The following is a 21839-nucleotide window of genomic DNA, read 5'->3' on the forward strand; positions in this document are numbered from 1 at the left end:
ACCCTAACGCCGGAGCCCCACTCGGCGTCCCCCGAGCAAGCCCGGAGCGTGCGCAGGGTTCGTTCATAGGCTCGTCATGGGAAAGCGCCCTGTACTGGTCTCCATCGACGCCCGACCGGGCCGTCGAGGGACGACCGGAGAGCACCGATGAACGAGACCCCGAACCCCGCAGCCGCCGACCACGACGAGGACGGCACCCCCGCCGCGCAGCAGCAGGCTCCCGGGATGCACTGGGAGGCGCCGCACGCCGACCCGGCCTCCCTGCGCCCGGCGTACGCGTTCGACGGCTCGGGTCCCTACCTCTACGGTCCGGACGGCTCCGGCCCCTACGCCTACACGCCGGACGGCCGCGGCCCGTACCTGATCGGCAGCCCCGCCCTCGCCGGCGCGAACCACGCCTGGGCGTACTCGGCGGCGACCGCGAACCACTCCGGTACGACGAAGCGCCCGCGTCGGCTGGGACTGATGATCGGCTCCGGCATCGCTGCACTCGCCATCGTCGGTGCGGCCGGTGGCACCGCCCTCGGCCTGTCCTCGCAGGGGACGACCACGACGTCGAGCCAGTCGCAGGGCACCACCACATTGCCCGACACCGGATCCGGCACCGACGGGACCGGCGGCACCGGCAGCAGCGACGGGACGAACGGCTTCACGGTGCCCGGCGACGGCAGCGGCAGCGGCACCAGCGGCGACGGCAGCACCGGCACCGGCACGACCCAGTCCCCCGCCACCGCAGCGACGGCCGCCGACAAGAAGGGCGTCGTGACGATCAACACCGTCCTGAACTACGACGAGTCATCACAGGCGGCCGGCACCGGCATGGTCCTGACCTCCGACGGCACGGTCCTGACGAACAACCACGTGATCCAGGGCGCGACGAGCATCACCGTCACCGACGAGACCACCGGCAAGGAGTACAAAGCCGACGTGGTCGGGGCCGACGCCACCAACGACGTCGCCGTCCTGAAGCTCGAGAACGCCTCCGGGCTGTCCACGGTCACGCTCGACGACGACGGCGAGCCGAGCACCGGTGACACCGTGAAGGACGTCGGCAACGCGGAGGGCACCGGCAACCTCGTCGCCGCCGAGGGCACCGTCACCGCGACCGACCAGGACATCCAGGTGCAGAGCGAGTCCGGCACCGGCACCGAGTCCCTGACCGGCCTGATCGAGATCTCGGCGGACATCGTCTCCGGCGACTCCGGCGGACCGGTGCTCGACAGCGAGGGCGAGGTCGTCGGCATGGCCACGGCAGCGTCCTCCGGCACCGCCGACGTCACCGGCTACGCCATCCCGATCACCACCGCGAAGACGATCGCCGAGAAGATCCTCGCCGGGGAGTCCTCGAGCACGATCACCATCGGGCTGCCCGCGTTCCTCGGGGTCGAGGTCAGCAACACCTCCCCTACCACGGGCGGCGTCGCCGTCGCCGGCACGGTCGAGGGCTCCGGCGCCGCGAGCGCCGGCCTGACCGCCGGGGACACGATCACGAGCATCGACGGCACCGCGGTCACGAGCTCGGACCAGCTCACCAAGGTCGTGCAGTCTCACTCGGTGGGCGACAAGGTGAGCGTCCGCTACACCGACAGCACCGGCGCCGCGAAGACGGTCACGATCACCCTGACCGCCGGCCCCGCCGCGTAGTGGGAGAACCCGGGCGCGCTCAGCCCAGCAGCGCCCGCACCACCGACCGGTAGACGTTGGCCGGGGAGTCCGTCCGGAAGGCGGTCTCCCCGGCCTTCGTCGCGCCCACCCGCGCGAACCCGTGCCCCTCGGCACGCACGATCGTGATCGGCTTCGGCTTGCCGGGTCGACGCAGGTACGAGACGGTCCACGGCGCGGCCCAGAACCGCGCGAGGCGCGGGTCCGCCTCGACGAGGGCCTCCGGCAGGTCCGGTGCGTCCGGACCGCCGGCCAGCCTGCGGCCGAGCAGGTGCCCTGGGAGCGACCCCGTGCGGAACGGGAAGGTCCACGTCGGACCGATGCCGAGCCTCCCGGCCAGCAGCGCGACGGCCCGGTCCGGCGTGACGGACGCGACCACGGCGCCCGCCGCGTCGGTCCCGTCGACGACGGTCTGCGACCAGGCCTGGAGGCGCGACTCGCCCCCGTCGGGCAGGTGCTGTTCCAGCGTGACCGGCTGGGCATCGCCCTGCCAGGGTTCGAGGAGGGTCTGGGTCGACTCCGGCAGGGTGCCGAGCCGGCCGACGAGGCCCGCCTCGATGAGTTCGCGGCCCGCCGCGGTGCGGAGGAGCGTGGGGTTCCACCGGCGTCCGGCGAGGCTCTGCAGGGTGCCGATCGCGTCCGCGCTGAGCCGGGGACCCTCGAGCGGTGTCGTCGGGGCGGGGGCCGGCAGGGGCTCGAGGTCGCGCTCGGGGCGGACCGGGACCGTCTCGGTGGCGCGGACGCTCTCGAGGACGGCGAGCACGAGGTCGTCGGTCTCGAGCAGCCGGGCGAGCGGGCGTTCGATCGTCAGGTCGACGCGGTGCCGACCGGTGACGAAGAGCAGGTGGGTGCCCGCGACGTCGCCGTGCTCGTCGGGCCGGACGTACTCGACCAACCGGGCCGGGGCGCCGGCGGTCGTCCACGGGTCGCAGCCGACGAGCAGCAGGCCCTCGACCGAGCCGGGCAACCGTTCGAGCAGACCGGTGTTCTCGTCGCCGATCGCGCGGTCGCTGGGACGGGATCGGACGGTGAGGACGACGTCGTCGCCGGTGACGCGCAGGTCCGCCTGGGCTGAGTCCTCGCGGCGCCAGGAGTCCGGGCGGCGGAGGGTGAGGCGGGCGGTGCGGTCCTCGGTGCCGAGCGGGACGGGGACTGCCATGGGATGAGCGTATGTCGGGAGCGGGGCGCGGGGGCCTGCGGCTCGCCGGGGTGGGCTCGCACCGTGCGAGGCGCTGAGCGAGTGGTGCGAGGTGCCGTCCTCCGTGCGACCCACGAGCGGTCGCACGGAGGACGGCACCTCGCACCAGACGAGCCGAGCGCGTCAGTGCCGCGCGGGCGGGGGCGGCGGGACGGGCTTCGCGGCGACGACGTCGGCGAGCCGGACTTCGACCGGGCCGCGGCGGGTGGCGATCGTCACGGAGTCGGGCGTCCGGGCGACCAGGTCGCCGAGGGCGTCCTGCGCGCCGTCCCCGTGGTGCGCCCGGACCACCAGGCGGTCACCGATCGCGGCACCGTGCAGCACCCCGAGCGCACGGGCCCGCGCGATCACCGCCTGTTCGTCCGCATGCACCGGCCCAGGGTACGGGCCGCCTAGAGTGTCGGCATGGAGAAGGCCCGGGTCGACAGCTGGATCTGGGCCGTCCGGATCACCAAGACCCGGTCGGCCGCGACCGCCGCGTGCAAGGCCGGTCACGTCCGGGTGAACGGGGAGCGCGCGAAGCCGGCGCAGCCGATCGGCCCCGGTGACGAGGTGCGGGTGCGGCAGAACGGCTTCGACCGCATCGTCGTGGTGACCGGCATCATCCTGAAGCGGACGAGCGCCCCCGAGGCCGCGAAGCACTTCGAGGACAAGACCCCGCCGCGGCTGTCGAAGGAAGAGGCCGGGTTCGTGCCGATGCGCGAGCGCGGCGCCGGACGGCCGAGCAAGCGGGAGCGCCGCGACCTCGAGAAGCTCCGCGGCTACTGAGTCAGCGGGTCAGACGAAGCGGACGGTCTGCTGCAGGCGGTCGCGGATCTCGAACACGTCGACGGAACCGGCCGGCGACCAGACACCGTTCAGCACCTGGGCGAGCGCGCTCCGGCGGACGACGAGCGCGGTGGGCTTCTTCGGGGAGCCGACGAGCTGCACGTCCTCGGTGACGGCGGCGTCCGGCACGACGAGCAGCCGCCCGGAGAACCGCACCCGGGTCTGCTTCTGCACGGCACGGGCGGCGCGGACGAGTTCCTTGACGGGTCGCTCCCCCGGCGCGAGCGTCTCGCCGACGATCTCGCCGTGCTCGATGCGGACCGGAGCGCCCCAGTCGATGGACTCGACGGCCCAGAGTCCGCTCGGGGTCAGGACGGCGTGGTCGAGCTTGCCCTCGGCCCCGGCGTCGAGGTCGTGCCACACGGTGACGCCGATCCCCATGTCGGAGACGATCGAGGCTGTGGTCTCCTCGGCCAGGGCCTCGGCGAGCAGGCGCCGGATGTGCCGCGGCGCGGAGCGGATCAGCGTGGGGTCGTAGGGGTCCTCGATGGGGTCGCCGAGCCCGACCCACTCGCGTTCGGCCTGCAGGAAGACCTCGCGCGACCGACCGCCGGGGTGTCCGTGGGACCGGGCCCGGGGGCGGGTGTCGCGACGCGCTGCCGGGGGTGCGTAGGCGTCGCGACCGGCGTCACCCCTGCCGGCGGCCGCCGCGGACGGACCGGACACGCCGGACGCGCGGAACCCGACGTCGTACGCGCGCCGGGCTGCCGGCGTGCCGATGCGCTCCCACGCGAGCTGGACCTGCCGGAAGCGCTGGGCGTCGCCGCCGAGGTCGGGGTGGGTCTCGCGGGCGGCCCGCCGGTAGGCGCGGCGGAGCGCTTCGTCATCAGCCGTCGCGGGGACGCCGAGGACTTCGTAGGGAGTGGCGTCGGCCGGGCTGTCCGTCATGGCCCTGCGACATTACCGGAGGCAGTGTCGGAGTCCGCCGCATGGTTGCTGGGTACGGTCTGGGCCCGTGCCGCCGGTTCCGCCAGCGGCGGGGTGGCCGTGCCGGTGCGAGAGGGCCGGTGCAGCCGGGCAGCGTCCGCGCGCGGCCCGCAGGTCGTCGTGTCAGACCACCGTGGTCGCGACGGGCGCGCCGAGGAACCCCGCGTACCGCGCGGCCGCTGCCTCGAGCGCACGGACGGCCGACGCGTCGACGGCACCGAAGGGTGTGACGGTGACGAGGTGCCCGGCCCGACGCTCGGTGCGCTTCCACGTGCCGACGACGCGCCCCCGGACGACGGCCATCGGCAGGAACATGCCGTTGGCGCCGGGGACGACCCGGTCGGCGTGAGCGGGGTCGAGCTGCGCCGACCGGTCGGCGTACCCGAGCAGGTACTCGTCGAAGCCGGGGAGCAGGTGCCCGGTGGGGACGCGCGCGGCTGCCGGGCGGGCGGATGCCGGCCGGTCGGCGAGGTCGAGGAGTCCGTCGCCGAGGTCCTCGACCGCGTCCCCAGCCGCGGCCCGGGCCCGGCGGAGGTCACCGAGCGGCAGTTTCGTCCAGCTCGCGGCGTCGACCTCGGTCGCTGGGCCACGGCCACGCAGGTACCCGAGCAGGACCCGGCGGAGGGCTTCGTCGCGGTCCGGCAACGCACCGGCGGCGGGTGCCCACTCGTCGAGCAGCACGAGCCCCTGCCCGACGCGGGCGGTGGGGCCCCACGCGACGAGGCCCTCCTGCGCGAGCTGCAGGACCAGGTGGTAGCCGCGACCTCCGGACGGGTCGATGCCGGCAGCGCGGTACGCCGCGAACAGGTCGTCACGGACCAGCGCTCGACCACCGACCAGGGCCGCGATCGTCGCGTCACGGGCCTGGCCGAGCAGGGCGTCGTCGATGCCGAGCTCGGCGGCGCGTCGGGCGATCGTGCGGAGCGTCCGTTCGGCGGTGAGCGAGAGCAGCAGGCGGAGGTCGTCGGGGCGCAGGGCGTGCAGGGTGCCGCGCATCGGCCACGAGCGGACGAGCTCCCCGCGGTCGAATGCGGCGCGGACGTCGTCCCGCGTCGATCCCGGAGCGCGGACCCCGATGGCCCAGAGCACCTGGCCGAGGTCCTGCCCCTGCACCGCCAGCATCCACTCGACTGCTTCGGCGGGGCGCAGCCCCGGCGCCGCGATGCCCTGCGCCGCGAACCGCGCCGTGCGGAGCCGCGCGGGGCTGGTGGTCACGCGACGGCGGCGGTGACGGCGTCGGCGTGCTGCTCGAGGTAGGCGACGTCGGCGCGGTACAGGTCGGCGTGGCCGTGCTGCAGGTCGCTGATGAACTTGGGGTTGCCGGCGGCGGCCTCGTGCTCGATCGTCGTGACGAGCGCGACGAGTGACGCGATCATCGTCTCGGCCAGGACACTGCGGGAGCGCTCGTCGAGCGCGTAGGCACGGCAGAACTCGGCAGCCCGCGCCAGCCGCTCGTCGAGGGCGCGAGCGGTCGATCCCTCGACAGCGCCGGTGGTGAACGGCGCGAACCGGTAGACGGCACTCGCGACGTCCCAGACGCGGGGCCCGGGGTGTGCGGTGTCGAAGTCGATCAGGCCGACGGCGGCGATGCCGTCGTAGACGCAGTTGTACGGGGCGAAGTCGCCGTGCACGATCGTCTCGACCGGGGCACGGTCGGCCTGCGACCAGAGGTCGTCGGTGGCGCTGCGCGGAAAGCTCGCGGCGGCGTCGTGGAACTGGCGGAGCAGGCGTGCACTGGTCACGAGGGCTGCCTCACTGGCGATGTCCTCGGTCCAGGGGTACTCACCAGCGACGCCCGGGACGAACGAGACCGTCTCGAGGGTGTCGCCGAGGGCGATCGGTTCGGGGGCTGCGACGAACCCCTGCTCGTGCAGGTGGGCGAGCAGCCGGTGCACCGTGGGGGTCCACGGCCCGGCGGGGCGGTGGACTCGGTCGTCGGCCCTGGTGATGCGCTCCAAGGGGAACCTCCTGCGTGTTGCGTCTCCGTTGACGGAGGGCCAGCGTACCGGCAGCGATCGACGGCCGCTCGGCGACCATCCGGAACACGGCGCGCGGGTCCTCGCTGCCGAGCGTGCCTCAGAGCTGGTCGCGCAACCAGGACGGCCCGCGGACGACCGCACCGAGGGCCTCGGCGCGGTCGCGGAGCTCGCGGTCGGCCGTCACGACGACGACCGGCCCGTCGCCGGCCTGCACCGCGGCCCGCGCGGACTCGACAACGGCGTCGTCGCCGGAGGCCGGAGCACGGACGATGTCCACGGCGCCGGTGGCGGCACCGCGGTCCGCGCCGCCGTCTCCACCAGCACCGCCCACGTCCGCAGCGGCCCGGGCCTCCCCCTCGAGCACCACGGTCCACCGCGGCCACCACCGTGCGAACGGCAGGTCGAGCAACGACGCGGACACCCCGCCCGCGGCGAGCGCCGACACCTGCGCCAGCAGGCGCGATGCGGCGCCGGCTCGGTCCTTCCACCAGCCGTCGGGCACGCTGCCGACGACGTTCGCCGCGTCGACGACGACGTGCGGCGTGGTGGCGACCGTGGCGCGGAGCGCCGGCCACGACCTGCCGAACCCGGGGTGCAGGGGCAGGTCGTCGACCTGGTCGATCGGGATCCACGACAGGGCGAGGCTCTCGCGGTCGGCGATGACGGGTTCGAAGGGTCGGGAGGCGCGCCCCACGACGGTCGTGTAGGTCCAGAACCCCAGGTCGAGCAGGGCGGTGTGGCGCAGGGCGATCGCGTCGTCGGGCACACCGGCCTCTTCGGCGGATTCGCGGAGGGCGGCGGTCACCGCTGCTTCGCCCTGGTGCCGTGCGCCGCCGGGGATGCCCCAGGTGCCGCCGTGGTGGCTCCACTCGACGCGGTGCTGCAGGAGCACGCGGCCGGTGCCGTCGTCGACGAGCAGGCCGGCGGCGCCGAAGCGTCCCCACGCCTTGGTGCCGTCGGGGCCGACCGCCCAGGCGTCGCCGGGGTCGCGGGGGCCGGGCGGGGGCCCGGGGGGCGTTGCATCTGGCACGGTCCAACCCTGGCACACGGTGCCCGGAGCGGGCCTCGAAGTGGTCACCGGGCGTCGTGTACGGTGTCGCTCGAGACACGGGGTGCCGCATCCAGCGGCTGAGATCACACCCGTCGAACCTGCTCGAGCTCGTACTCGCGAAGGGATCGTCCATGGAGAACGCTGCGCCCTCCCCTGCCTGGGCCCACCGAACCGCCGAACTGCTCGAGGCCGTGCGTGCCCGGGCCCCGCTGGTGCAGTGCATCACGAACACCGTCGTGCAGAACGTCACGGCGAACGTGCTGCTCGCACTCGGGGCCTCGCCCGCGATGGTCGACGTGGCGACCGAGGCGGGGCCGTTCGCCCGCGTCGCGGATGCCCTGCTGGTGAACACCGGCACCCCGCACGCCGAACCGCGGGTCGCCGCGCTCGAGGCCGTGCACGCGGCCCGTGACGCGGGCACCCCGTGGGTCCTCGACCCGGTGGCCGTCGGCTCGCTGCCGGTGCGGACCGCGCTGGCGCGCGACCTGCTCGCGCTGCACCCGACGGTGCTGCGCGGCAACGCGTCCGAGGTGCTCGCCCTGCTCGGTGACTCGGCCGGTGGCCGCGGGGTCGACAGCACGGTGGGCACGGACGGCGCCCGGGTCGCGTCCGTCGCTGCTTCGGACGGGAGGCTCGTGGCCGCGGTGGCCGTGTCGGGTGCGGTCGACCTGCTGGTCGCGCCCGCCATCGGTGTGGTCCGGGTGGCGAACGGCACCGACCTGTTGACGCGGATCACCGGTGGCGGGTGCGCGCTCGGCGCGGTCGTCGCCGCGTTCACGTCGGTCGCGCCGGAGGACGCGGGTGCCGCTGCCGTCGCCGCCACCGCGGCGCACACGATCGCCGCCGAGCTGGCGGCACGGGACGCCGGCGGACCGGGGACCTTCCAGCCGCTGTTCCTCGACCGGCTGGCGTCGCTGACCCCGGAGGACGTCGTCCGCGAGGCCCGGATCACGGTCGAGACCGCTCCTGTCGATGCCCGGGCGGTGTCGGCATGAGCGGGCTGCGGCCCGTCGGGTTCGGCGTCTACCTGGTGACCGACGGTGCCCTGGCCGACCGGCACGGCATCGGGGTGCTCGGGGTCGTCCGCGCCGCCGTCCATGCCGGGGTGCGGATCGTGCAGGTGCGGGACAAGGACGCCTCCGCGCGTGACCTACTCGCCCTGACGGCCGCGGTCGCCGACGCCGTCGGGGACCGCGCGAGGGTGGTGGTCGACGATCGGCTCGACGTCGTCCTCGCCGCACGGCAGGCGGGACACCGGGTCGCGGGCGTGCACCTCGGCCAGTCCGACGTCCCCGTCACCGCCGCCCGTGCCCTGCTCGGAGCGGACGCACACGTGGGCCTCACGGCGAACACGATCGCGCACCTGGCGGCCGTCGAGCGGCTCCCCCGCGGCACCGTGGACCTGCTCGGCGTCGGGGTCGTGCACCCCACGGCGACGAAGGCCGACCACCCGCCGGCTCTGGGCCACGACGGGTTCGCTCGACTGGCCGCCGCGACCGACGTGCCGTGCGTGGCGATCGGTGGGGTGACCCTCGACGACGTCGCGCCGCTCCGGGCGGCCGGTGCCGCGGGGGTCGCGATCGTCTCGGGCATCTGTGCCGCAGCCGACCCCGGATCCGCCGCGGCGGCGTACGTGGCCGCGTGGGGCCCTGGACCCGACCACGGGACGGAGGTGAGGGGGCTCGCAGAAGGTGATCCGGTCCTCCCGGCCTCCACGTACCACGGGGCGGACGCATGAGCGTCCCACGGGTGCTGAGCATCGCCGGGACCGACCCGACGGGTGGGGCCGGGATGCAGGCGGACCTCAAGGCGATCGCCGCGCACGACGGGTACGGGATGGGGGTCGTGACGGCGCTCGTCGCGCAGAACACGCACGGGGTACGGTCGGTGCACGTGCCGGACGTCGGGTTCCTGCGGGAGCAGCTCGACGCGGTGTCGGACGACGTCGTGGTCGACGCGGTGAAGATCGGGATGCTCGGGACGGCCGGCGTCGTGCGGGTCGTGACGGACTGGCTGCGGGAGCACCGGCCGCCGGTGGTCGTCGTCGACCCGGTGATGGTGGCGACGAGCGGGGACCGGCTGCTCGACGAGGACGCTGCGTCGGCCATGGGGGCGCTGTTCGCGCTCGCCGACCTGGTGACACCGAACCGGGCCGAGCTCGTGGTGCTGGCGGAGCTGGCCGGGTCGGGCGCGGCTGGTTCCGGTTCGTCTGCATCGACGTCGGCCTCGTCGCTGGATGCCGCGCGTGCCGTGGCGGCGCGGTGGGACGTCCTGGTGCTGGCGAAGGGCGGCCACGACGAGGGGCCGACCTCCGACGACGTGCTCGTGGCACCGGACGGCACCGTGCGGGTGTTCGCCGGCCCCCGGGTCGCGACGACGAACACCCACGGCACCGGGTGCTCGCTCTCCAGTGCGATCGCGACGCTCGCCGCGCGGCTCGGCGACTGGGACCTCGCGGTCGGGGTGGCGAAGGAGTGGCTGACGGCGGCGCTGCGCGGAGCGGATGCGCTGTCGGTCGGGACCGGCAACGGCCCGGTCGACCACGGCGCGCAGGCACGGGCGGCCCTGCCCGGGCTGTCCTACACGGACGTGTGGTGGGCGGATGCGGCGTCGGTGCTGGACGAGACGATCGGCTGCGCGTTCCTGGTGGGGCTCCGCGACGGGACGCTCGAACCGGAGGTGTTCGCGGGGTACCTGGCGCAGGACGTCCACTACCTGCGGGCGTACGAGCGGCACCTGGCGGCGCTCGGGGTCGGTGGCCCCGGTGCCGGTGCTGCTGCTCCTGGCGATGCTGCAGCTGCGTTCTGGGCGGCGGCAGCGCAGGGGTGTGCCGACGAGGCGCGCGACCTGCACCATCGTCGGCTGGCCGGCTCGCACGCCGACGATCCCGTGCACCCCACGTGCTCCGGGTACCTCGCACACCTGCAGGAGGCCGCCGACTCCGGCTCCCGTGCGGTGCTCGCCGCCGCGGTGCTGCCCTGCTTCCGGGTCTACGCCTGGGTCGGGTCGCAGCTCGGGGTCGCTCCGGACGGGCACGCCTTCTCGGACTGGATCACGGCGTACGGGGACCCGGGGTTCGCGGCGTCGAGTGCCGAGGCGACCCGGCTCGTCGAGGAACTGGCCCGTGCCGCGACGCCCGACGAGCGCGGGCGGATGGCGCGGGCGTTCCGGCGGTCGGCGGAGTGGGAGCTCGCGTTCTTCCGGATGCCGACGGAGGCACGCGACCGGGGCTAGCGCGCGACCGGGGGCAGCCGCACGAGTTCGACGGACAGCTCGGCGCCGCTGACCGTGCCGCGCATCCACGTGTGGTCGGGCTGGCGACGTCGGTCGGTCGGCGAACCGGGGTTCAGCAAGCGCATCCCCGACGGCGCCACGGTGTCCCACGGGATGTGCGAGTGGCCGAAGACGAGCACGTCGGTGTCCGGGTACTCGGCGTCCGTCCGCCGCTCCCGACCCGTCGCGGCACCGGTCTCGTGCACCAGGGCGAAGCGCAGGTCCTCGACACCGAACCGGGCGACGAGCGGCAGCCGATCGTCGAACTCCGGACCGTCGTTGTTGCCCCGCACGCCCTCGAACCGGCGGGACCGCGCCTGCACGGCGTCGAGGGTGGCCAGGTCGACCCAGTCCCCCGCGTGCACCACGAGGTCGGCCGCGTCGACGTCGGCCCACAGCCCGGGCGGCAGGTCCTTCGCGCGCTTCGGCAGGTGCGTGTCGGACAGCAGGACGAACGACGTCGTCACGGCTCGGTGGGTGCCGGCATCGGGAGCCCCGCCTCGTCCGACGCGCCGAGGCGCTCCAGCAGCCCGGCGAGCAGCGCGATGTCGTCGTCCGACCAGTCGGCGAGCCGTTCCTCGAGCGCGTCGCGGTGCAGCTGCACCGACCGCTCCAGGGCCGCTCGGCCGGCGTCGGTCGCCTCGAGCGGCTTCGCGTTGCCGCTGCCGCCGTCGGTCGTCCGCACCAGTCCGGTCGCGAGGAGCCCGGACAGCTGCCGCGAGATCGTCGAACGGTTCAACCGCAGGTAGCGGGCGATGTCGATGGCCATGCAGCCCGGGTGCTGGACGACGAAGTCGACGAGGGACTGGTCGACGACGCTCAACACCTGGTCCGAGCCACGGGCGCGGATGCTCGCCCGACGGGTGATGCGGGCGAGCTCGGTGTACGCCCGGCTGATGTCGCTGTTGCGGACCCTCGAACTCGGGTGGTCCATGGTGGCTCCAGCCTGTCTGTGCCGGCGCCTGCCGGCGGTCTCCTGGTCCGGTCACACTACCGGCGGCTCCGTGTGGTCCGGGGTCAGCGACCGGCCGCCGCGGCCTGCAGTGCGGGGATGTCCAGCTTGACCATCTGCATCATCGCCTCGAACACGCGTGCGTTGGCCTCCGGATCACCCGATCCGCTCATCAACTCGCCCAGCATCGACGGGGTCACCTGCCACGCCAGACCCCAGCGGTCGGTCAACCAGCCGCACGCCATCGGGCTCCCGCCGTCGGCGAGCAGGGCGTCCCACAGACGGTCGAGCTCGTCCTGCGTGTCCACGTCGATCTGGAACGAGACCGCGTCGGTGTGCGGGTGCCCGGGACCGCCGTTCATCGCGCGGTACGGCGCACCGAGCAGCGTGAACTCGACGACCAGGGCACGGCCGTCGGGCATCCGGCTCACGCTGTCGACGCGGCTGTCGGGGAACAGTCCGACGTAGTACTCGGCCGCTTGTTCGGCCTGGTCGTCGTACCAGAGGAACGGGGTGATGGTGGGCACGAGAGCCCCTTCGTTCGGTGCTCAGTCCGCGGCGCCGCGGCTGAGCAGGTCGGCTTTCTCGGGGTGTTCGTCGAACCACTTGCCGACGAACCAGCACATCGGGACGATGCGCTTCGTGGTCGACGACTCGACGTCGGCGACGGCGTACTCGACGAGTTCCGCCGCGTAGCCGTGGCCTCGGTGCTTCGGGACCGTGTAGGTGTGCGGGAACGCAACAGCGTCACCGTTGACGCGGTAGTCGAGCACGCTCACGAGCTCACCGTCGACGTACATCGCGTAGCGGTCCTGGTCGGTCTCGTCGCGGAACTCGTGGTCCATGCCCGCCATCATGCTCCCGGCGAGGCGTTCGTGCCCCCGGGAATGCACGACGTCGAGCAGCGTTGCTGGGACACCATGACAACCATCGGAATCATCGGCGCCGGCAACATCGGATCCCAGCTCGCACGACTCGCGGTACGGAACGGCCACCGGGTCGTCATCGCGAACTCCCGCGGCCCGGAGACCCTCACCGACCTGGTCACGGAACTCGGCGACGACGCACGCGCAGCGACCCGCGACGAGGCAGCAGCAGCGGGCGAGATCGTCGTCGTGACGGTGCCGCTCGCCGCGATCGAGACGATCCCCGTCGAGCCCCTCGTCGGCAAGGTCGTCATCGACACGAACAACTACTACTGGGAGCGCGACGGCCACATCGCCGCCCTCGACGACCAGTCCACGACCACCGCCGAGATGCTGCAGGACCACCTGCCCGGCGCCCGTGTCGTGAAGGCGTTCAACCACATCGGCGCCGACGACCTGACCGGCCACGCGACGCCCGCCGGCACCCCGGACCGACGTGCCCTCGTCATCGCCGGCGATGACGACTCCGCCAAGCAGACCGTCACCGAGCTCATCGACGCGTTCGGCTTCGACGTCGTCGACGCCGGTCCGCTCGCCGAGGGCTGGCGCATCCAGCGGGACACCCCCGGCTACGGCCCGCGGATGACCGCTGCGGAGCTGCGCGACGCCCTGGCCGCCGCGACCCGCTAGTCCACGGCTCCAGCCGGCGCGAACCGGCCCCGCGTGCTCAGGCCCGGTCGAAGATCGTCGTCATGTCGGCGATGTCGTCCTCGGTCGGCGTCCACGTCGTGCCGGCCTCGACGTTCTGCGTGATCTGCTCCGGCTTCGTCGCCCCCGCGATGACGCTCGACAGCCCCGGCTGCGCCAGGAGCCACGCGAACGTCGCCTGCAGCATCGTGACGCCCCGGAGGTCGCAGAACCGCTGGTAGTCGTCGAGCACGTCCCACGGGGCGTCCTCGAGCACCTGCGGCTTCGAGGTCGTCAGCCGCCCGTCGGCCGGGCCGCCCGCCTTCGTGTACTTGCCGGTGAGCAGCCCGTTGTACAGCGGGAAGAACGGCAGGAACCCGAGCGCGTACGCCCGAACGGCCGGCAGGACCTCGGCCTCGGCAGCCCGGGCGAGCGGGCTGTACTCGTTCTGCGCGGACACGAACGCGGTGGTGCCGGCGATCGACGCCGTGAGCTCGGCCTCGGCGATCTGCCAGCCGGCGAAGTTCGAGTGCCCGACGTACCGGATCTTGCCCTCGCGCACCAGGTCGTCGAGGACCGACAGGGTCTCCTCGATCGGCGTCACGTCGTCGGGCCGGTGCATCTGGTACAGGTCGATCCAGTCCGTCCCGAGGCGGCGGAGCGACGACTCGACCGCGAGCCGCACGTACCGGCGGGACCCTCGGACGCCCCAGTCCGGCCCGTTCGCACCCTGCATGTCCATGCCGAATTTCGTGGCGAGGACGATCTCGTCACGGCGACCGCGGATCGACCGTCCGAGCATCTCCTCGGACATGCCCGGCACGCCGCCGTAGATGTCGGCGGTGTCGAAGAGCGTCACCCCGGCGTCGAGTGCCGCGGCGACGACGGCGTCGGTGCCCTCCTGCGACTCGGACGCGGTTCCCCGCCGCCCGAAGTTGTTGCAGCCGAGGCCGACGGTGGAGACGATGAGCCCCGAGGGGCCGAGGGGACGGTGTTCGATTCCGGTCATCACCCGAACGTACCGGCGACCCCGAACTGGGGCTGCGATCCTCCCAGCGGTTGCCGCTACAACTGAGCATGGATCAGTCGACGGAAGGAGCGCCGCAGTGGCAGCGCATCGCATGCCCGAATCGGACCGGCCCCGTCGGCCCGTCCCGGCCTGGGTGACCGCTCCGCCCGTCGACGAGGTCGCGCCCGAGCGAGTGGCCGCTGCCGGTCACGTGAACGCCTCCGGACGGGAGGCCCGCCCCACCCCCGGCTCGTCACGCGCCGCCCACGCGGCGCCGGTCCCACCGACCACGGTCACCCCGGCCGGGAACACCGCGGTCGAGCAGACAACCGCAGCGCAGGCAACCGCTGAGCAGACAACCGCAGCGCAGGCCACCGCAGCGCAGGCACCCGCCGCGGCGGCACCCGCAGCACATGCGCCCGACGCGCACGCAGCGACGTCCGAACCCGCGTCGATCGCCGCACTGGTCGAGGCCGACGCCCCCGTGCCGGACTTCCCGCCGCAGCAGGAACTGCTGCCCCCGGCCCCGACGTCACCGAACGTGCACACCGTGCCGTTCGAGACCCCCGCGGTGCCGCCGTCGTCGGTCGTCCCTGCGTCCGGGCTCGTGGTGCCGGTCTCCCCGGTCGCCGCCGCACCAGCCTCGGCGGACGCGACGCCGCTCGTCGCACCGCTCACCACCCCGTCGCCGGAGGCCACCCCGGCGCCGCCGACCGCCGCACCCGCGGTGCCCGTCGCCGGACAACCCCGGTTCTCGGTGCCCGGCCTCGAACACGTGGTCGTCGAGGGCACCGAACCCGAACCCGTCGGCCCGATCGGCTACCGGACACCCCGACGCTTCGCCCACCAGCAGGCCGCGCGGTCCGCCGCACCCGCACCCGCACCCGCACCCGCACCCGCACCCGCACCGACACGGTCGTTCGACGCCGTGCTGCACGCTGCGCCGGCCGCCACCCCCGGAGCGCCCACCGTCGCGACCCGGAACGCCGACGCGACCACGGCCGTGGTCGCACCCACCCCGGTGCCGCAGGGTGTCGGCGGGGGCGAGGCGGGCCTCCCGACCGAACTGCTCGACCAGCCCGTGCCCGCAGCCGCCGTGCCGGAGCCGCGCCGTCCGCTCGGCGCGACCGCCGGAGCGGTGCTCGGTGCCGTCACCGGGATCGCGACGCTCGGTCTGGCGGCCTGGTGGTTCTCCGCTCCCGCGACCGTGCACGGTGTCGGCGTGGTGCTCGGGCTGCTCGCGCTGGTGCTCTCGATCGTGACGCTGCGCGACCGGACGGCCACGTGGCAGCGGCCGGTCGCGCTGCTCGGTACCGTGCTCGGTGGCGTCGGCACGGTCGTGCTGCTGTGGGCGGTCGCGGCGGCGCTGTTGCCGCTCGCGGGCGTGACGCTACCGGACGTCACCGGCACCGGAACGACCCCGACGCTCGCCCCGTAGCGCGGCGAGCGCTCAGACGGCGCGGACGACCCCGCGGGACAGGATCGCGTTCGTCAGGGCGTCGATCGGCTCCCGCTGCACCGTCGGGTTCGCGATGAGGACGTAGTCCACCGCCGGCAGGTCCGGCAGCCCGAGCCGCTGCGACACCTTCACCAGGTCTGCCGGGATCAGCGAGTGCGGGAACACCGCGACGCCGATGCCCGCGCGAACCGCGGCGAGCACCCCGTTGACGTCGCGGGTGTTGCAGGTGATCCGCCAGGTGCGGCCGGCGGCCTCGAGGGCGTCGATCGCCATCTGCCGGCTGATGCTCGGCGCCTGGTACGCGATGAGCGGGACGGGTTCGCCGGGTTCCAGGGCGATGCCGTCCTGCGCCATCCACACCATCTGGTCGGTGGCGACCCGGGTGCCCTCGGCAGATTCCCCCGCCGTCTGCTTGATGAACACCAGGTCGAGTTGGCCGGCGTGCACCCGGCGGAGCAGCGGCGACGACTGGTTCACCGTGAGCTCGAGGTTCACCTGCGGGTGCAGGCGTCGGAAGTCCCGCAGGATCCGCGGCAGCTGGGTGATGGCGAGGTCGTCCGCCGCCCCGAACCGCAGCCGCCCGCGGGTGGCCGCGCCGGAGAAGTAGGCGTCGGCCGTGGCGTGCGCCGCGAGGATCGTCCGCGCGAACCCGGCCATCGCGTCCCCGTTGTCGGTCAGGGCGACCCCGCGGGTGTCCCGGGCGACGAGGGTGCGCGCCACGGCGGTCTCCAGGCGCCGGACGTGCTGCGACACCGTCGGCTGGCTGATGCCGAGCCGGGTGCCGGCCTGCGTGAAGCTGCCGGTCTCCGCCACGGCCAGGAACGTCTGCAACAGGACCGGATCGAGCACGTCGCGCCTTCCGTCGGTGCGACCTCATTCGACATCGCAATGGAGTGATAGCCACCATAGGGGTATCGAATGGGCCGGGGCCACGTAGTTTCGTTGGGGTACCAGATCCACACCGACGTCCGGAGAACCCCGCACCGTGAGCGCGTCACCGACGACCCTCCCCCCGCCCACCGAACCGCTCCCGATCCAGGCCACGCGACCCCCGTGGCGCCACACGCTCATCGCCCTGTCCGTGCCGAACTTCCGGCTGTTCACGGCGACGAACCTGGTGGCGATGACCGCCGGCTGGATGCAGCGGATCGCCCAGGACTGGCTCGTGCTGCAGCTGACCGGGTCGGTCGCGCAGGTCGGCATCACGGTCGCCTGCCAGTTCGCACCGATGCTGCTGTTCGGGCTGCTCGGCGGCGTCCTGGTCGACCGGTTCTCGAAGCGTGCGCTCATGATGATCACGCAGGGCGCCTTCGCCGTGCTGTCCGCGCTGCTCGCCGTCCTGACGCTCGCCGGCGTCGTCGAGGCGTGGCACATCTGGGTGATCGCGTTCCTCGTGGGCATGGTCACCGTCATCGACAACCCGGCACGGCAGGTGTTCGTCACCGAGATCGTCGGCCACAAGCACCTGCGGAACGCCATCAGCGTGAACTCGTCGGTGTTCCAGCTCGGCGGCATGATCGGTCCGGCGCTGTCCGGGGCACTACTCGTCGCGGTCGGCGCGGGGTGGTCGTTCGGCGTGAACGCGATCGCCTGCGTCGCCGTCGTCGTGACGCTCGGGTTCCTGAAGGTCTCCGAACTGCACCGCACACCACCGGCGCCGCGAGGCAAGGGCCAGCTCGTGGAGGGCCTCCGCTACGCCGTGCACAAGCCGACGATCATCGTGCCGGTGATCCTCGTCGCGTTCTTCTCGGTGTTCGCGTTGACGATGCCCGTGCTGCTCTCCGCCTTCGCGTCACAGGTGTACGACGTCGGTGCCGGCGGCTACGGGGTCTTCAACTCCGCGGTGGCGATCGGCGCCCTGGTCGGCGCGCTGCTGTCCACCCGCCGGGCCGTCGTCCGGCTCCGCACCATCGTCGGCGGGGTGTTCTGGACGGGCGTCCTGCTCGTCGTCTCGGGGTCGATCCCGGCGATCGCACCGTTCACCGTCGCGCTGGTTGCCGTCGGGATGTCGCAACTGCTGTTCCAGACCGCGTCGAACTCGCTCGTGCAGCTGTCGTCGAACGTGGCGATCCGTGGCCGGGTGATGTCGCTCTACGTCCTGGTGCTGCTCGGTGGGCAGGCGATCGGTGGGCCGCTGATGGGTCAGATCGTCGACCACTTCGGAGCCCACGTGGGGATGATGGTCGCCGGTGGTGTGCCGGCCGCTGCCGCCGCCGTCATCGCGCTCGTGCTCGCCCGTCGGGGCGGCCTGCACCTGGCGGTGCGCATGCGCCACCACCTGCCGGTGCCGGCGATCGTCGCGCACTGACGCGGGGGTCTGGTCGCTCGCACCCGCCGGCCTGGAGGCCCGTGGCGACGCCGCCCCGTGCCTCCCGTCCGCCCGTTGCTCGCGCCGGGCAGTGCGCAAAACACCGGTGTTCACGCTCGACGCCGCGGGATCCCGCGGTGTGTTGCGTGAACACCGGTGTCTTGCGAGGCGCAGTGCCTCAGTAGGCGACGCCGAAGCGCGTCTGGTGGTGCGCCGGGGTGACGATCTCGTCGACGAACGCGATGGCGTAGTCGGCGCCGGAGATGTCCGAGTTGCCCTCGGCGTCGGCGAGCAGGACCTCGTCCGAGACACGGTAGGTGCCACGACGCTCGCCCGGGTTGTAGCTGCCGAAGGCCGCGGCGGGGCTCACGTAGAACCAGTCGACCTGGGTGTCCGACGTGCGGAGGGCGTCGAGGATCTGCGCGTGGCTCTTCGCCTCGCCCTTGAAAGCGTCCGGGAAGCCGTCGGTGTCGAAGAGGCGGGGGCCGTCCTCGGACACGCGCATCGAGCCGGCACCGCCGACGATGCCGAGCCGCGCACCCGCTGCAGCGGCGGCGTCGACGAAGTGCTGGAACTTGTCCTTCAGCTCGCTGCCGTCGGCCTGCACGGCGTGGAGCGAGACGATGACGACGTCGGCGCCCTTGGTGACCTCGGACACGAAGTCGGCGTCGAACGCGTCACCCTGCGCCAGGGTGAGGCCCTCGGCCGGCTCGAGCTTGCTCGTGTCGCGGGCGACCGCAGTGACGGCGATGCCGCGGGAGAGTGCCTCGTGGGTGATGGCGGAGCCGGCGTAGCCGGTGCCTCCGAAGACGACGATGTTGGTCATGGTGTTCCCTTCGTGGACGTGCTGGGCGTCAGTGACGTTGACAGTCACCGTACAAGAGTTACTCTCTTCGAGTAAGTAGGCACCTGGCGGTGCGTGACGGAGGAGACCATGTCAGCACTCGAGTACAGCCCCTACGCGGCGGACTGCCCCAGTCGGCAGCTGCTCGACCGCATCGGCGACCGGTGGAGCGTGCTGACGATCGGCGCCCTCGCCGACGGTCCCGCACGGTACTCGGCGGTGGCGGCCCGGGTGCAGGGGGTCTCGCAGAAGATGCTCACCCAGACGCTGCGGGCGCTCGAACGCGACGGCATGGTGACGCGGTCGGTGTTCCCCGAGATCCCCCCGCACGTGGAGTACGAGCTGACCGAGCTCGGGCGGTCGCTGCGCACCGTGCTCGTGCCGCTGGAGGACTGGGCCACCTCGCACATGCCCGACGTCGCCGAGGCGCGCGAGGGGTACGACGCGCGCTGACGCGCGGCGCGGTGCGCCCCGGCGCCTGGTGAGCAGAAACGGTCGTGTCCGAGGATCGCGCGCGACACCTTCTGCTCACGATGTGGCCCGGCGTCCCCCATCCGGAATCCCCGACGGCGACGAGTGGTTGCCTGGGGACATGCGATCGATCGTCTACACGAAGCCCGGTGCCAGCAGCGTCCTCGAACTCGTCGAGCGGGACATCCCGGAACCCGGCGCTGGTGAGGTCCGCGTCCGCGTCGTCGTCTCCGGCGTCAACCCGACCGACTGGAAGGCACGCGCCGGCGGCACGTACGGCGACGGGCTGCCGTTCCCCGAGATCACGCCGAACCAGGACGGCGCGGGCGTCGTGGACGCCGTCGGCCCCGGAGTCGACAGACTGGCCGTCGGCGACCGCGTCTGGCTGTTCATGGCGGCGGCGTCCCGGCCGACCGGCACCGCGCAGGAGTACACGGTCGTGCCCGAGTCGCGCGTGGTCCCGCTGCCCGACGGTGTCTCGTTCGACGTCGGCGCCTCGCTCGGCGTCCCCGCGATGACGGCGCACCGGGCCCTCACCACCCACGAGGACGGCCCCGCACGCCTGGGCCCCGGAGCCCTCGACGGCTTCACCGTGCTCGTCGCCGGCGGAGCCGGTGCCGTGGGGCACGCCGCGATCCAGCTCGCCCGCTGGGCCGGAGCGACCGTCATCACCACGATCAGCTCGGACGCGAAGGCAGCACTGGCGACCGCGGCGGGTGCCCACCACGTCGTGAACTACCGCGAGGAGGACGCCGCCGAGCGCATCCGGGCGATCGCGCCGGACGGTGTCGACATCGTCGTCGAGGTGTCGATCCCGCAGAACGCCGCGCTGGTCGCCGACGTGCTGGCGAACCACGGCGTCGTGTCGATCTACGCGAACAACGGCGGTGACGAGGCGAGCCTGCCGATCCGCCCGAACATGAGCGTGAACGCCCGCTACCAGTTCCTGCTGCTCTACACGATCGGCGACGAGGCGCTGTCCGCGGCGGCCGCGGACGTCACCGAGGCGCTGCACGACGGCGTGCTGCCGGTCGGCGAGGACGCCGGGCTCCCGCTCACCCGGTTCGCGCTCGAGCAGACCGCCCAGGCGCACGATGCGGTCGAGCAGGACACCGTCGGCAAGGTGCTCATCGACGTGTCCGAGGCGCCGTAGCTGCGACACCGGATCCGGCTCGGGCTCCGCAGACGACGAACGGCTCCCACGCACGCGTGGGAGCCGTTCGTCGTGGACGATGCGGGAGGGGTCAGCGCCCCAGACGCGCGGCGATGGCTGCGGTGACCCGGAGCCGGGCTGCAGCGCGCTCGCGTTCGATGTTGGCGGCGATGACGTCGAGGTCTTCGTAGTCGGCGTCGGTGGTGGTGTCGTTCCAGTTCGGCGAGGAGATCCGGGCACGCCCGAACGACGGCGGAGCAGGATTCACGGTCGTCATGGGGGCATCGTACGTCGAGCGTCCGACAGAGCGTGTGAGCATCACGGGCCTTTCCTTGGATTGCGGTCGCGCTCGGGGAACGAGTAGGTCAGCGAGAACGCGACGGCCATGAACGACGCCATCATCGCGATGTTCTTGGCGTCGAGTTCGGTGAACGCGTCGGGGACCGGGGAGTCCACGGTGAGCATGCCGAACGAGTACTGGTCGGACCGGATCACCACCGAGACGTACGAGGTGTACCGCGGCTCGAAGCCCGGCAGGTCCTGGTCGACGTCCACATCGGCCGAGCGGTCACCGACGATGCGGGGCGATCCCCCGACCAGCACCCACTCGAGGTTGCGGTCACCGTAGGGCGTGCCCGCTCGGAAGACCCCGGCGGTGTCGCCGGCCCCACCGTGACCGATCGGCTCGAGCGCCCGCAGATCGGTGGACAGCTGGTAGACGTTGGCGCGGACGTCGGGCACCTTCGGCAGCAGGTAGAACGCCAGGGCCACGGCGACGCGGTCGGCGACGACCGCGAGTTCGCCGTGGCGCTCGGACCTGGGCAGCTCGGTGAACCGGACGAGCCGGGTGGCGATCTGGCCGAACGCGTACCGGACCGCCGTCGACTGCTCGAGCTCCGCCGCGGTGGCGTTGTCCTCGGCCACCGACCGTGCAGCGTCGCTGCGTCGGGTCCGGACCACCTGCACCGTCACCGCTCCGACGAGCACGACGAGCCCGAACGCGACGAGCGACAGTCGGACCGCCGGCGCGACGAACAGGTTCGGCAGCTGGAACGCCGCGGTGGGTGCAGCAGCCACCACGATCGGCCACACGACCGTGCCGACCCGTCCTGAACGCTGGTTCCCCATGACCACGACGCTAGGTCACGCCACCGACGCGGACGGAGTTGTCC

25 protein-coding genes and 1 riboswitch are annotated in these 21839 nt (G+C 73.2%); of the genes, 10 read left to right on the forward strand and 15 right to left on the reverse strand.

The window, feature by feature from the left end; translation table 11 throughout:
• Positions 1–147: 147 nt before the first annotated feature.
• Positions 148–1644 carry a S1C family serine protease gene (locus tag H7A73_RS08055; RefSeq protein ID WP_259362775.1) on the forward strand — a complete coding sequence of 499 codons (1497 nt, stop codon included), beginning with the start codon at positions 148–150 and terminating at the stop codon, positions 1642–1644.
• A gap of 19 nt (positions 1645–1663) precedes the next feature.
• On the opposite strand, the gene H7A73_RS08060 is transcribed toward H7A73_RS08055, so the two are convergent.
• Entirely contained in the window at positions 1664–2821 is a 1158-nt protein-coding gene (locus H7A73_RS08060) for a hypothetical protein (protein ID WP_182065505.1), read from the reverse strand.
• Between the two features lie 162 nt (positions 2822–2983).
• The gene (locus H7A73_RS08065; RefSeq protein ID WP_259362776.1) at positions 2984–3232 is read right to left on the reverse strand and encodes a hypothetical protein; all 249 of its coding nucleotides are present in this window, start codon (positions 3230–3232) and stop codon (positions 2984–2986) included.
• 33 nt (positions 3233–3265) lie between these two features.
• Between H7A73_RS08065 and H7A73_RS08070 the strand changes: the two genes are divergently transcribed.
• Positions 3266–3628: an RNA-binding S4 domain-containing protein gene (locus tag H7A73_RS08070; RefSeq protein WP_110860116.1), complete on the forward strand. Its 363-nt coding sequence runs from the start codon at positions 3266–3268 to the stop codon at positions 3626–3628.
• Between the two features lie 9 nt (positions 3629–3637).
• Here the strand turns inward: H7A73_RS08070 and H7A73_RS08075 are convergent, their stop codons facing one another.
• From H7A73_RS08075 to H7A73_RS08090, 4 genes are all read right to left on the reverse strand, one after another.
• Positions 3638–4576, reverse strand: coding sequence for a J domain-containing protein (locus tag H7A73_RS08075; RefSeq protein WP_182065507.1), 939 nt, complete (start codon positions 4574–4576; stop codon positions 3638–3640).
• 162 nt (positions 4577–4738) lie between these two features.
• A complete protein-coding gene (locus H7A73_RS08080; protein WP_182065509.1) occupies positions 4739–5830 on the reverse strand; it encodes a winged helix DNA-binding domain-containing protein in 1092 nt (363 codons plus the stop codon).
• Entirely contained in the window at positions 5827–6573 is a 747-nt protein-coding gene (locus tag H7A73_RS08085; RefSeq protein ID WP_182065511.1) for a phosphotransferase enzyme family protein, read from the reverse strand. Before H7A73_RS08085 ends, H7A73_RS08080 begins: the two co-directional genes overlap by 4 nt.
• Before the next feature lie 118 nt (positions 6574–6691).
• On the reverse strand, positions 6692–7624 hold the full coding sequence (locus tag H7A73_RS08090) for an NUDIX domain-containing protein (RefSeq protein ID WP_182065513.1): 933 nt from the start codon (positions 7622–7624) through the stop codon (positions 6692–6694).
• 68 nt (positions 7625–7692) lie between these two features.
• A riboswitch (TPP riboswitch) is annotated at positions 7693–7788 on the forward strand.
• Here H7A73_RS08090 and thiM point away from each other — a divergent pair.
• The 3 genes from thiM (at position 7777) to thiD (ending at position 10879) form a co-directional block, all read left to right on the forward strand.
• Positions 7777–8640, forward strand: a complete 864-nt coding sequence (gene thiM / locus H7A73_RS08095; RefSeq protein ID WP_182065515.1) for a hydroxyethylthiazole kinase — start codon at positions 7777–7779, stop codon at positions 8638–8640. It overlaps the preceding riboswitch by 12 nt.
• Complete coding sequence (gene thiE / locus H7A73_RS08100) at positions 8637–9383, forward strand: thiamine phosphate synthase (protein ID WP_182065517.1); 747 nt, start codon at positions 8637–8639, stop codon at positions 9381–9383. Before thiM ends, thiE begins: the two co-directional genes overlap by 4 nt.
• Positions 9380–10879, forward strand: coding sequence for a bifunctional hydroxymethylpyrimidine kinase/phosphomethylpyrimidine kinase (gene thiD, locus H7A73_RS08105; RefSeq protein WP_182065519.1), 1500 nt, complete (start codon positions 9380–9382; stop codon positions 10877–10879). The genes thiE and thiD overlap by 4 nt, the downstream gene beginning before the upstream one ends.
• On the opposite strand, the gene H7A73_RS08110 is transcribed toward thiD, so the two are convergent.
• The 4 genes from H7A73_RS08110 to H7A73_RS08125 form a co-directional block, all read right to left on the reverse strand.
• The gene (locus H7A73_RS08110; RefSeq protein WP_182065521.1) at positions 10876–11385 is read right to left on the reverse strand and encodes a metallophosphoesterase family protein; all 510 of its coding nucleotides are present in this window, start codon (positions 11383–11385) and stop codon (positions 10876–10878) included. The genes thiD and H7A73_RS08110 overlap by 4 nt on opposite strands.
• Complete coding sequence (locus tag H7A73_RS08115; protein ID WP_182065523.1) at positions 11382–11852, reverse strand: MarR family winged helix-turn-helix transcriptional regulator; 471 nt, start codon at positions 11850–11852, stop codon at positions 11382–11384. Before H7A73_RS08115 ends, H7A73_RS08110 begins: the two co-directional genes overlap by 4 nt.
• A gap of 83 nt (positions 11853–11935) precedes the next feature.
• On the reverse strand, positions 11936–12397 hold the full coding sequence (locus tag H7A73_RS08120) for a VOC family protein (protein WP_071247264.1): 462 nt from the start codon (positions 12395–12397) through the stop codon (positions 11936–11938).
• 21 nt (positions 12398–12418) lie between these two features.
• Positions 12419–12715: a GNAT family N-acetyltransferase gene (locus tag H7A73_RS08125; protein WP_182065525.1), complete on the reverse strand. Its 297-nt coding sequence runs from the start codon at positions 12713–12715 to the stop codon at positions 12419–12421.
• A gap of 75 nt (positions 12716–12790) precedes the next feature.
• Between H7A73_RS08125 and H7A73_RS08130 the strand changes: the two genes are divergently transcribed.
• A complete protein-coding gene (locus H7A73_RS08130; protein WP_182065527.1) occupies positions 12791–13426 on the forward strand; it encodes an NADPH-dependent F420 reductase in 636 nt (211 codons plus the stop codon).
• Between the two features lie 37 nt (positions 13427–13463).
• On the opposite strand, the gene H7A73_RS08135 is transcribed toward H7A73_RS08130, so the two are convergent.
• Positions 13464–14432: an aldo/keto reductase gene (locus H7A73_RS08135; protein WP_182065529.1), complete on the reverse strand. Its 969-nt coding sequence runs from the start codon at positions 14430–14432 to the stop codon at positions 13464–13466.
• Between the two features lie 97 nt (positions 14433–14529).
• Between H7A73_RS08135 and H7A73_RS08140 the strand changes: the two genes are divergently transcribed.
• A complete protein-coding gene (locus H7A73_RS08140; protein ID WP_182065531.1) occupies positions 14530–15870 on the forward strand; it encodes a hypothetical protein in 1341 nt (446 codons plus the stop codon).
• A 12-nt stretch (positions 15871–15882) separates the two neighbouring features.
• On the opposite strand, the gene H7A73_RS08145 is transcribed toward H7A73_RS08140, so the two are convergent.
• Positions 15883–16740, reverse strand: coding sequence for a LysR substrate-binding domain-containing protein (locus H7A73_RS08145; RefSeq protein WP_017886578.1), 858 nt, complete (start codon positions 16738–16740; stop codon positions 15883–15885).
• 136 nt (positions 16741–16876) lie between these two features.
• On the opposite strand from H7A73_RS08145, the gene H7A73_RS08150 reads away from it, so the two are divergent.
• Positions 16877–18199 (forward strand): MFS transporter, encoded by a 1323-nt coding sequence (locus H7A73_RS08150; protein WP_071405388.1) that lies wholly within the window; start codon positions 16877–16879, stop codon positions 18197–18199.
• Between the two features lie 178 nt (positions 18200–18377).
• Here the strand turns inward: H7A73_RS08150 and H7A73_RS08155 are convergent, their stop codons facing one another.
• Positions 18378–19025 (reverse strand): NAD(P)-dependent oxidoreductase, encoded by a 648-nt coding sequence (locus H7A73_RS08155; protein ID WP_182065533.1) that lies wholly within the window; start codon positions 19023–19025, stop codon positions 18378–18380.
• A 108-nt stretch (positions 19026–19133) separates the two neighbouring features.
• Here H7A73_RS08155 and H7A73_RS08160 point away from each other — a divergent pair, with 108 nt between their 5' ends.
• Positions 19134–19496 carry a winged helix-turn-helix transcriptional regulator gene (locus H7A73_RS08160; RefSeq protein WP_182065535.1) on the forward strand — a complete coding sequence of 121 codons (363 nt, stop codon included), beginning with the start codon at positions 19134–19136 and terminating at the stop codon, positions 19494–19496.
• Positions 19497–19635: 139 nt separating this feature from the next.
• Positions 19636–20667 carry an NADPH:quinone reductase gene (locus tag H7A73_RS08165; RefSeq protein ID WP_182065537.1) on the forward strand — a complete coding sequence of 344 codons (1032 nt, stop codon included), beginning with the start codon at positions 19636–19638 and terminating at the stop codon, positions 20665–20667.
• A gap of 91 nt (positions 20668–20758) precedes the next feature.
• On the opposite strand, the gene H7A73_RS08170 is transcribed toward H7A73_RS08165, so the two are convergent.
• Complete coding sequence (locus H7A73_RS08170; protein WP_111093138.1) at positions 20759–20944, reverse strand: hypothetical protein; 186 nt, start codon at positions 20942–20944, stop codon at positions 20759–20761.
• Positions 20945–20985: 41 nt separating this feature from the next.
• Positions 20986–21795, reverse strand: coding sequence for a hypothetical protein (locus tag H7A73_RS08175; protein WP_182065539.1), 810 nt, complete (start codon positions 21793–21795; stop codon positions 20986–20988).
• Positions 21796–21839: the final 44 nt, after the last annotated feature.

The organism is Curtobacterium sp. ME12, assembly GCF_903970855.1.
GTDB classification, from domain to species: domain Bacteria; phylum Actinomycetota; class Actinomycetes; order Actinomycetales; family Microbacteriaceae; genus Curtobacterium; species Curtobacterium poinsettiae_A.

Excerpts from the sequence above, each read along its gene's own strand:
- H7A73_RS08055 (WP_259362775.1), top strand. The coding sequence starts at position 148 with ATGAACGAGACCCCGAACCCCGCAGCCGCCGACCACGACGAGGACGGC.
- H7A73_RS08125 (WP_182065525.1), bottom strand. The coding sequence starts at position 12,715 with ATGGACCACGAGTTCCGCGACGAGACCGACCAGGACCGCTACGCGATG.
- H7A73_RS08130 (WP_182065527.1), top strand. The coding sequence starts at position 12,791 with ATGACAACCATCGGAATCATCGGCGCCGGCAACATCGGATCCCAGCTC.
- H7A73_RS08170 (WP_111093138.1), bottom strand. The coding sequence starts at position 20,944 with ATGACGACCGTGAATCCTGCTCCGCCGTCGTTCGGGCGTGCCCGGATC.
- H7A73_RS08115 (WP_182065523.1), bottom strand. The coding sequence starts at position 11,852 with ATGGACCACCCGAGTTCGAGGGTCCGCAACAGCGACATCAGCCGGGCG.
- H7A73_RS08060 (WP_182065505.1), bottom strand. The coding sequence starts at position 2,821 with ATGGCAGTCCCCGTCCCGCTCGGCACCGAGGACCGCACCGCCCGCCTC.
- H7A73_RS08165 (WP_182065537.1), top strand. The coding sequence starts at position 19,636 with ATGCGATCGATCGTCTACACGAAGCCCGGTGCCAGCAGCGTCCTCGAA.
- H7A73_RS08070 (WP_110860116.1), top strand. The coding sequence starts at position 3,266 with ATGGAGAAGGCCCGGGTCGACAGCTGGATCTGGGCCGTCCGGATCACC.
- thiE (WP_182065517.1), top strand. The coding sequence starts at position 8,637 with ATGAGCGGGCTGCGGCCCGTCGGGTTCGGCGTCTACCTGGTGACCGAC.
- thiD (WP_182065519.1), top strand. The coding sequence starts at position 9,380 with ATGAGCGTCCCACGGGTGCTGAGCATCGCCGGGACCGACCCGACGGGT.
- H7A73_RS08135 (WP_182065529.1), bottom strand. The coding sequence starts at position 14,432 with ATGACCGGAATCGAACACCGTCCCCTCGGCCCCTCGGGGCTCATCGTC.
- thiM (WP_182065515.1), top strand. The coding sequence starts at position 7,777 with ATGGAGAACGCTGCGCCCTCCCCTGCCTGGGCCCACCGAACCGCCGAA.
- H7A73_RS08160 (WP_182065535.1), top strand. The coding sequence starts at position 19,134 with ATGTCAGCACTCGAGTACAGCCCCTACGCGGCGGACTGCCCCAGTCGG.
- H7A73_RS08155 (WP_182065533.1), bottom strand. The coding sequence starts at position 19,025 with ATGACCAACATCGTCGTCTTCGGAGGCACCGGCTACGCCGGCTCCGCC.
- H7A73_RS08075 (WP_182065507.1), bottom strand. The coding sequence starts at position 4,576 with ATGACGGACAGCCCGGCCGACGCCACTCCCTACGAAGTCCTCGGCGTC.
- H7A73_RS08175 (WP_182065539.1), bottom strand. The coding sequence starts at position 21,795 with ATGGGGAACCAGCGTTCAGGACGGGTCGGCACGGTCGTGTGGCCGATC.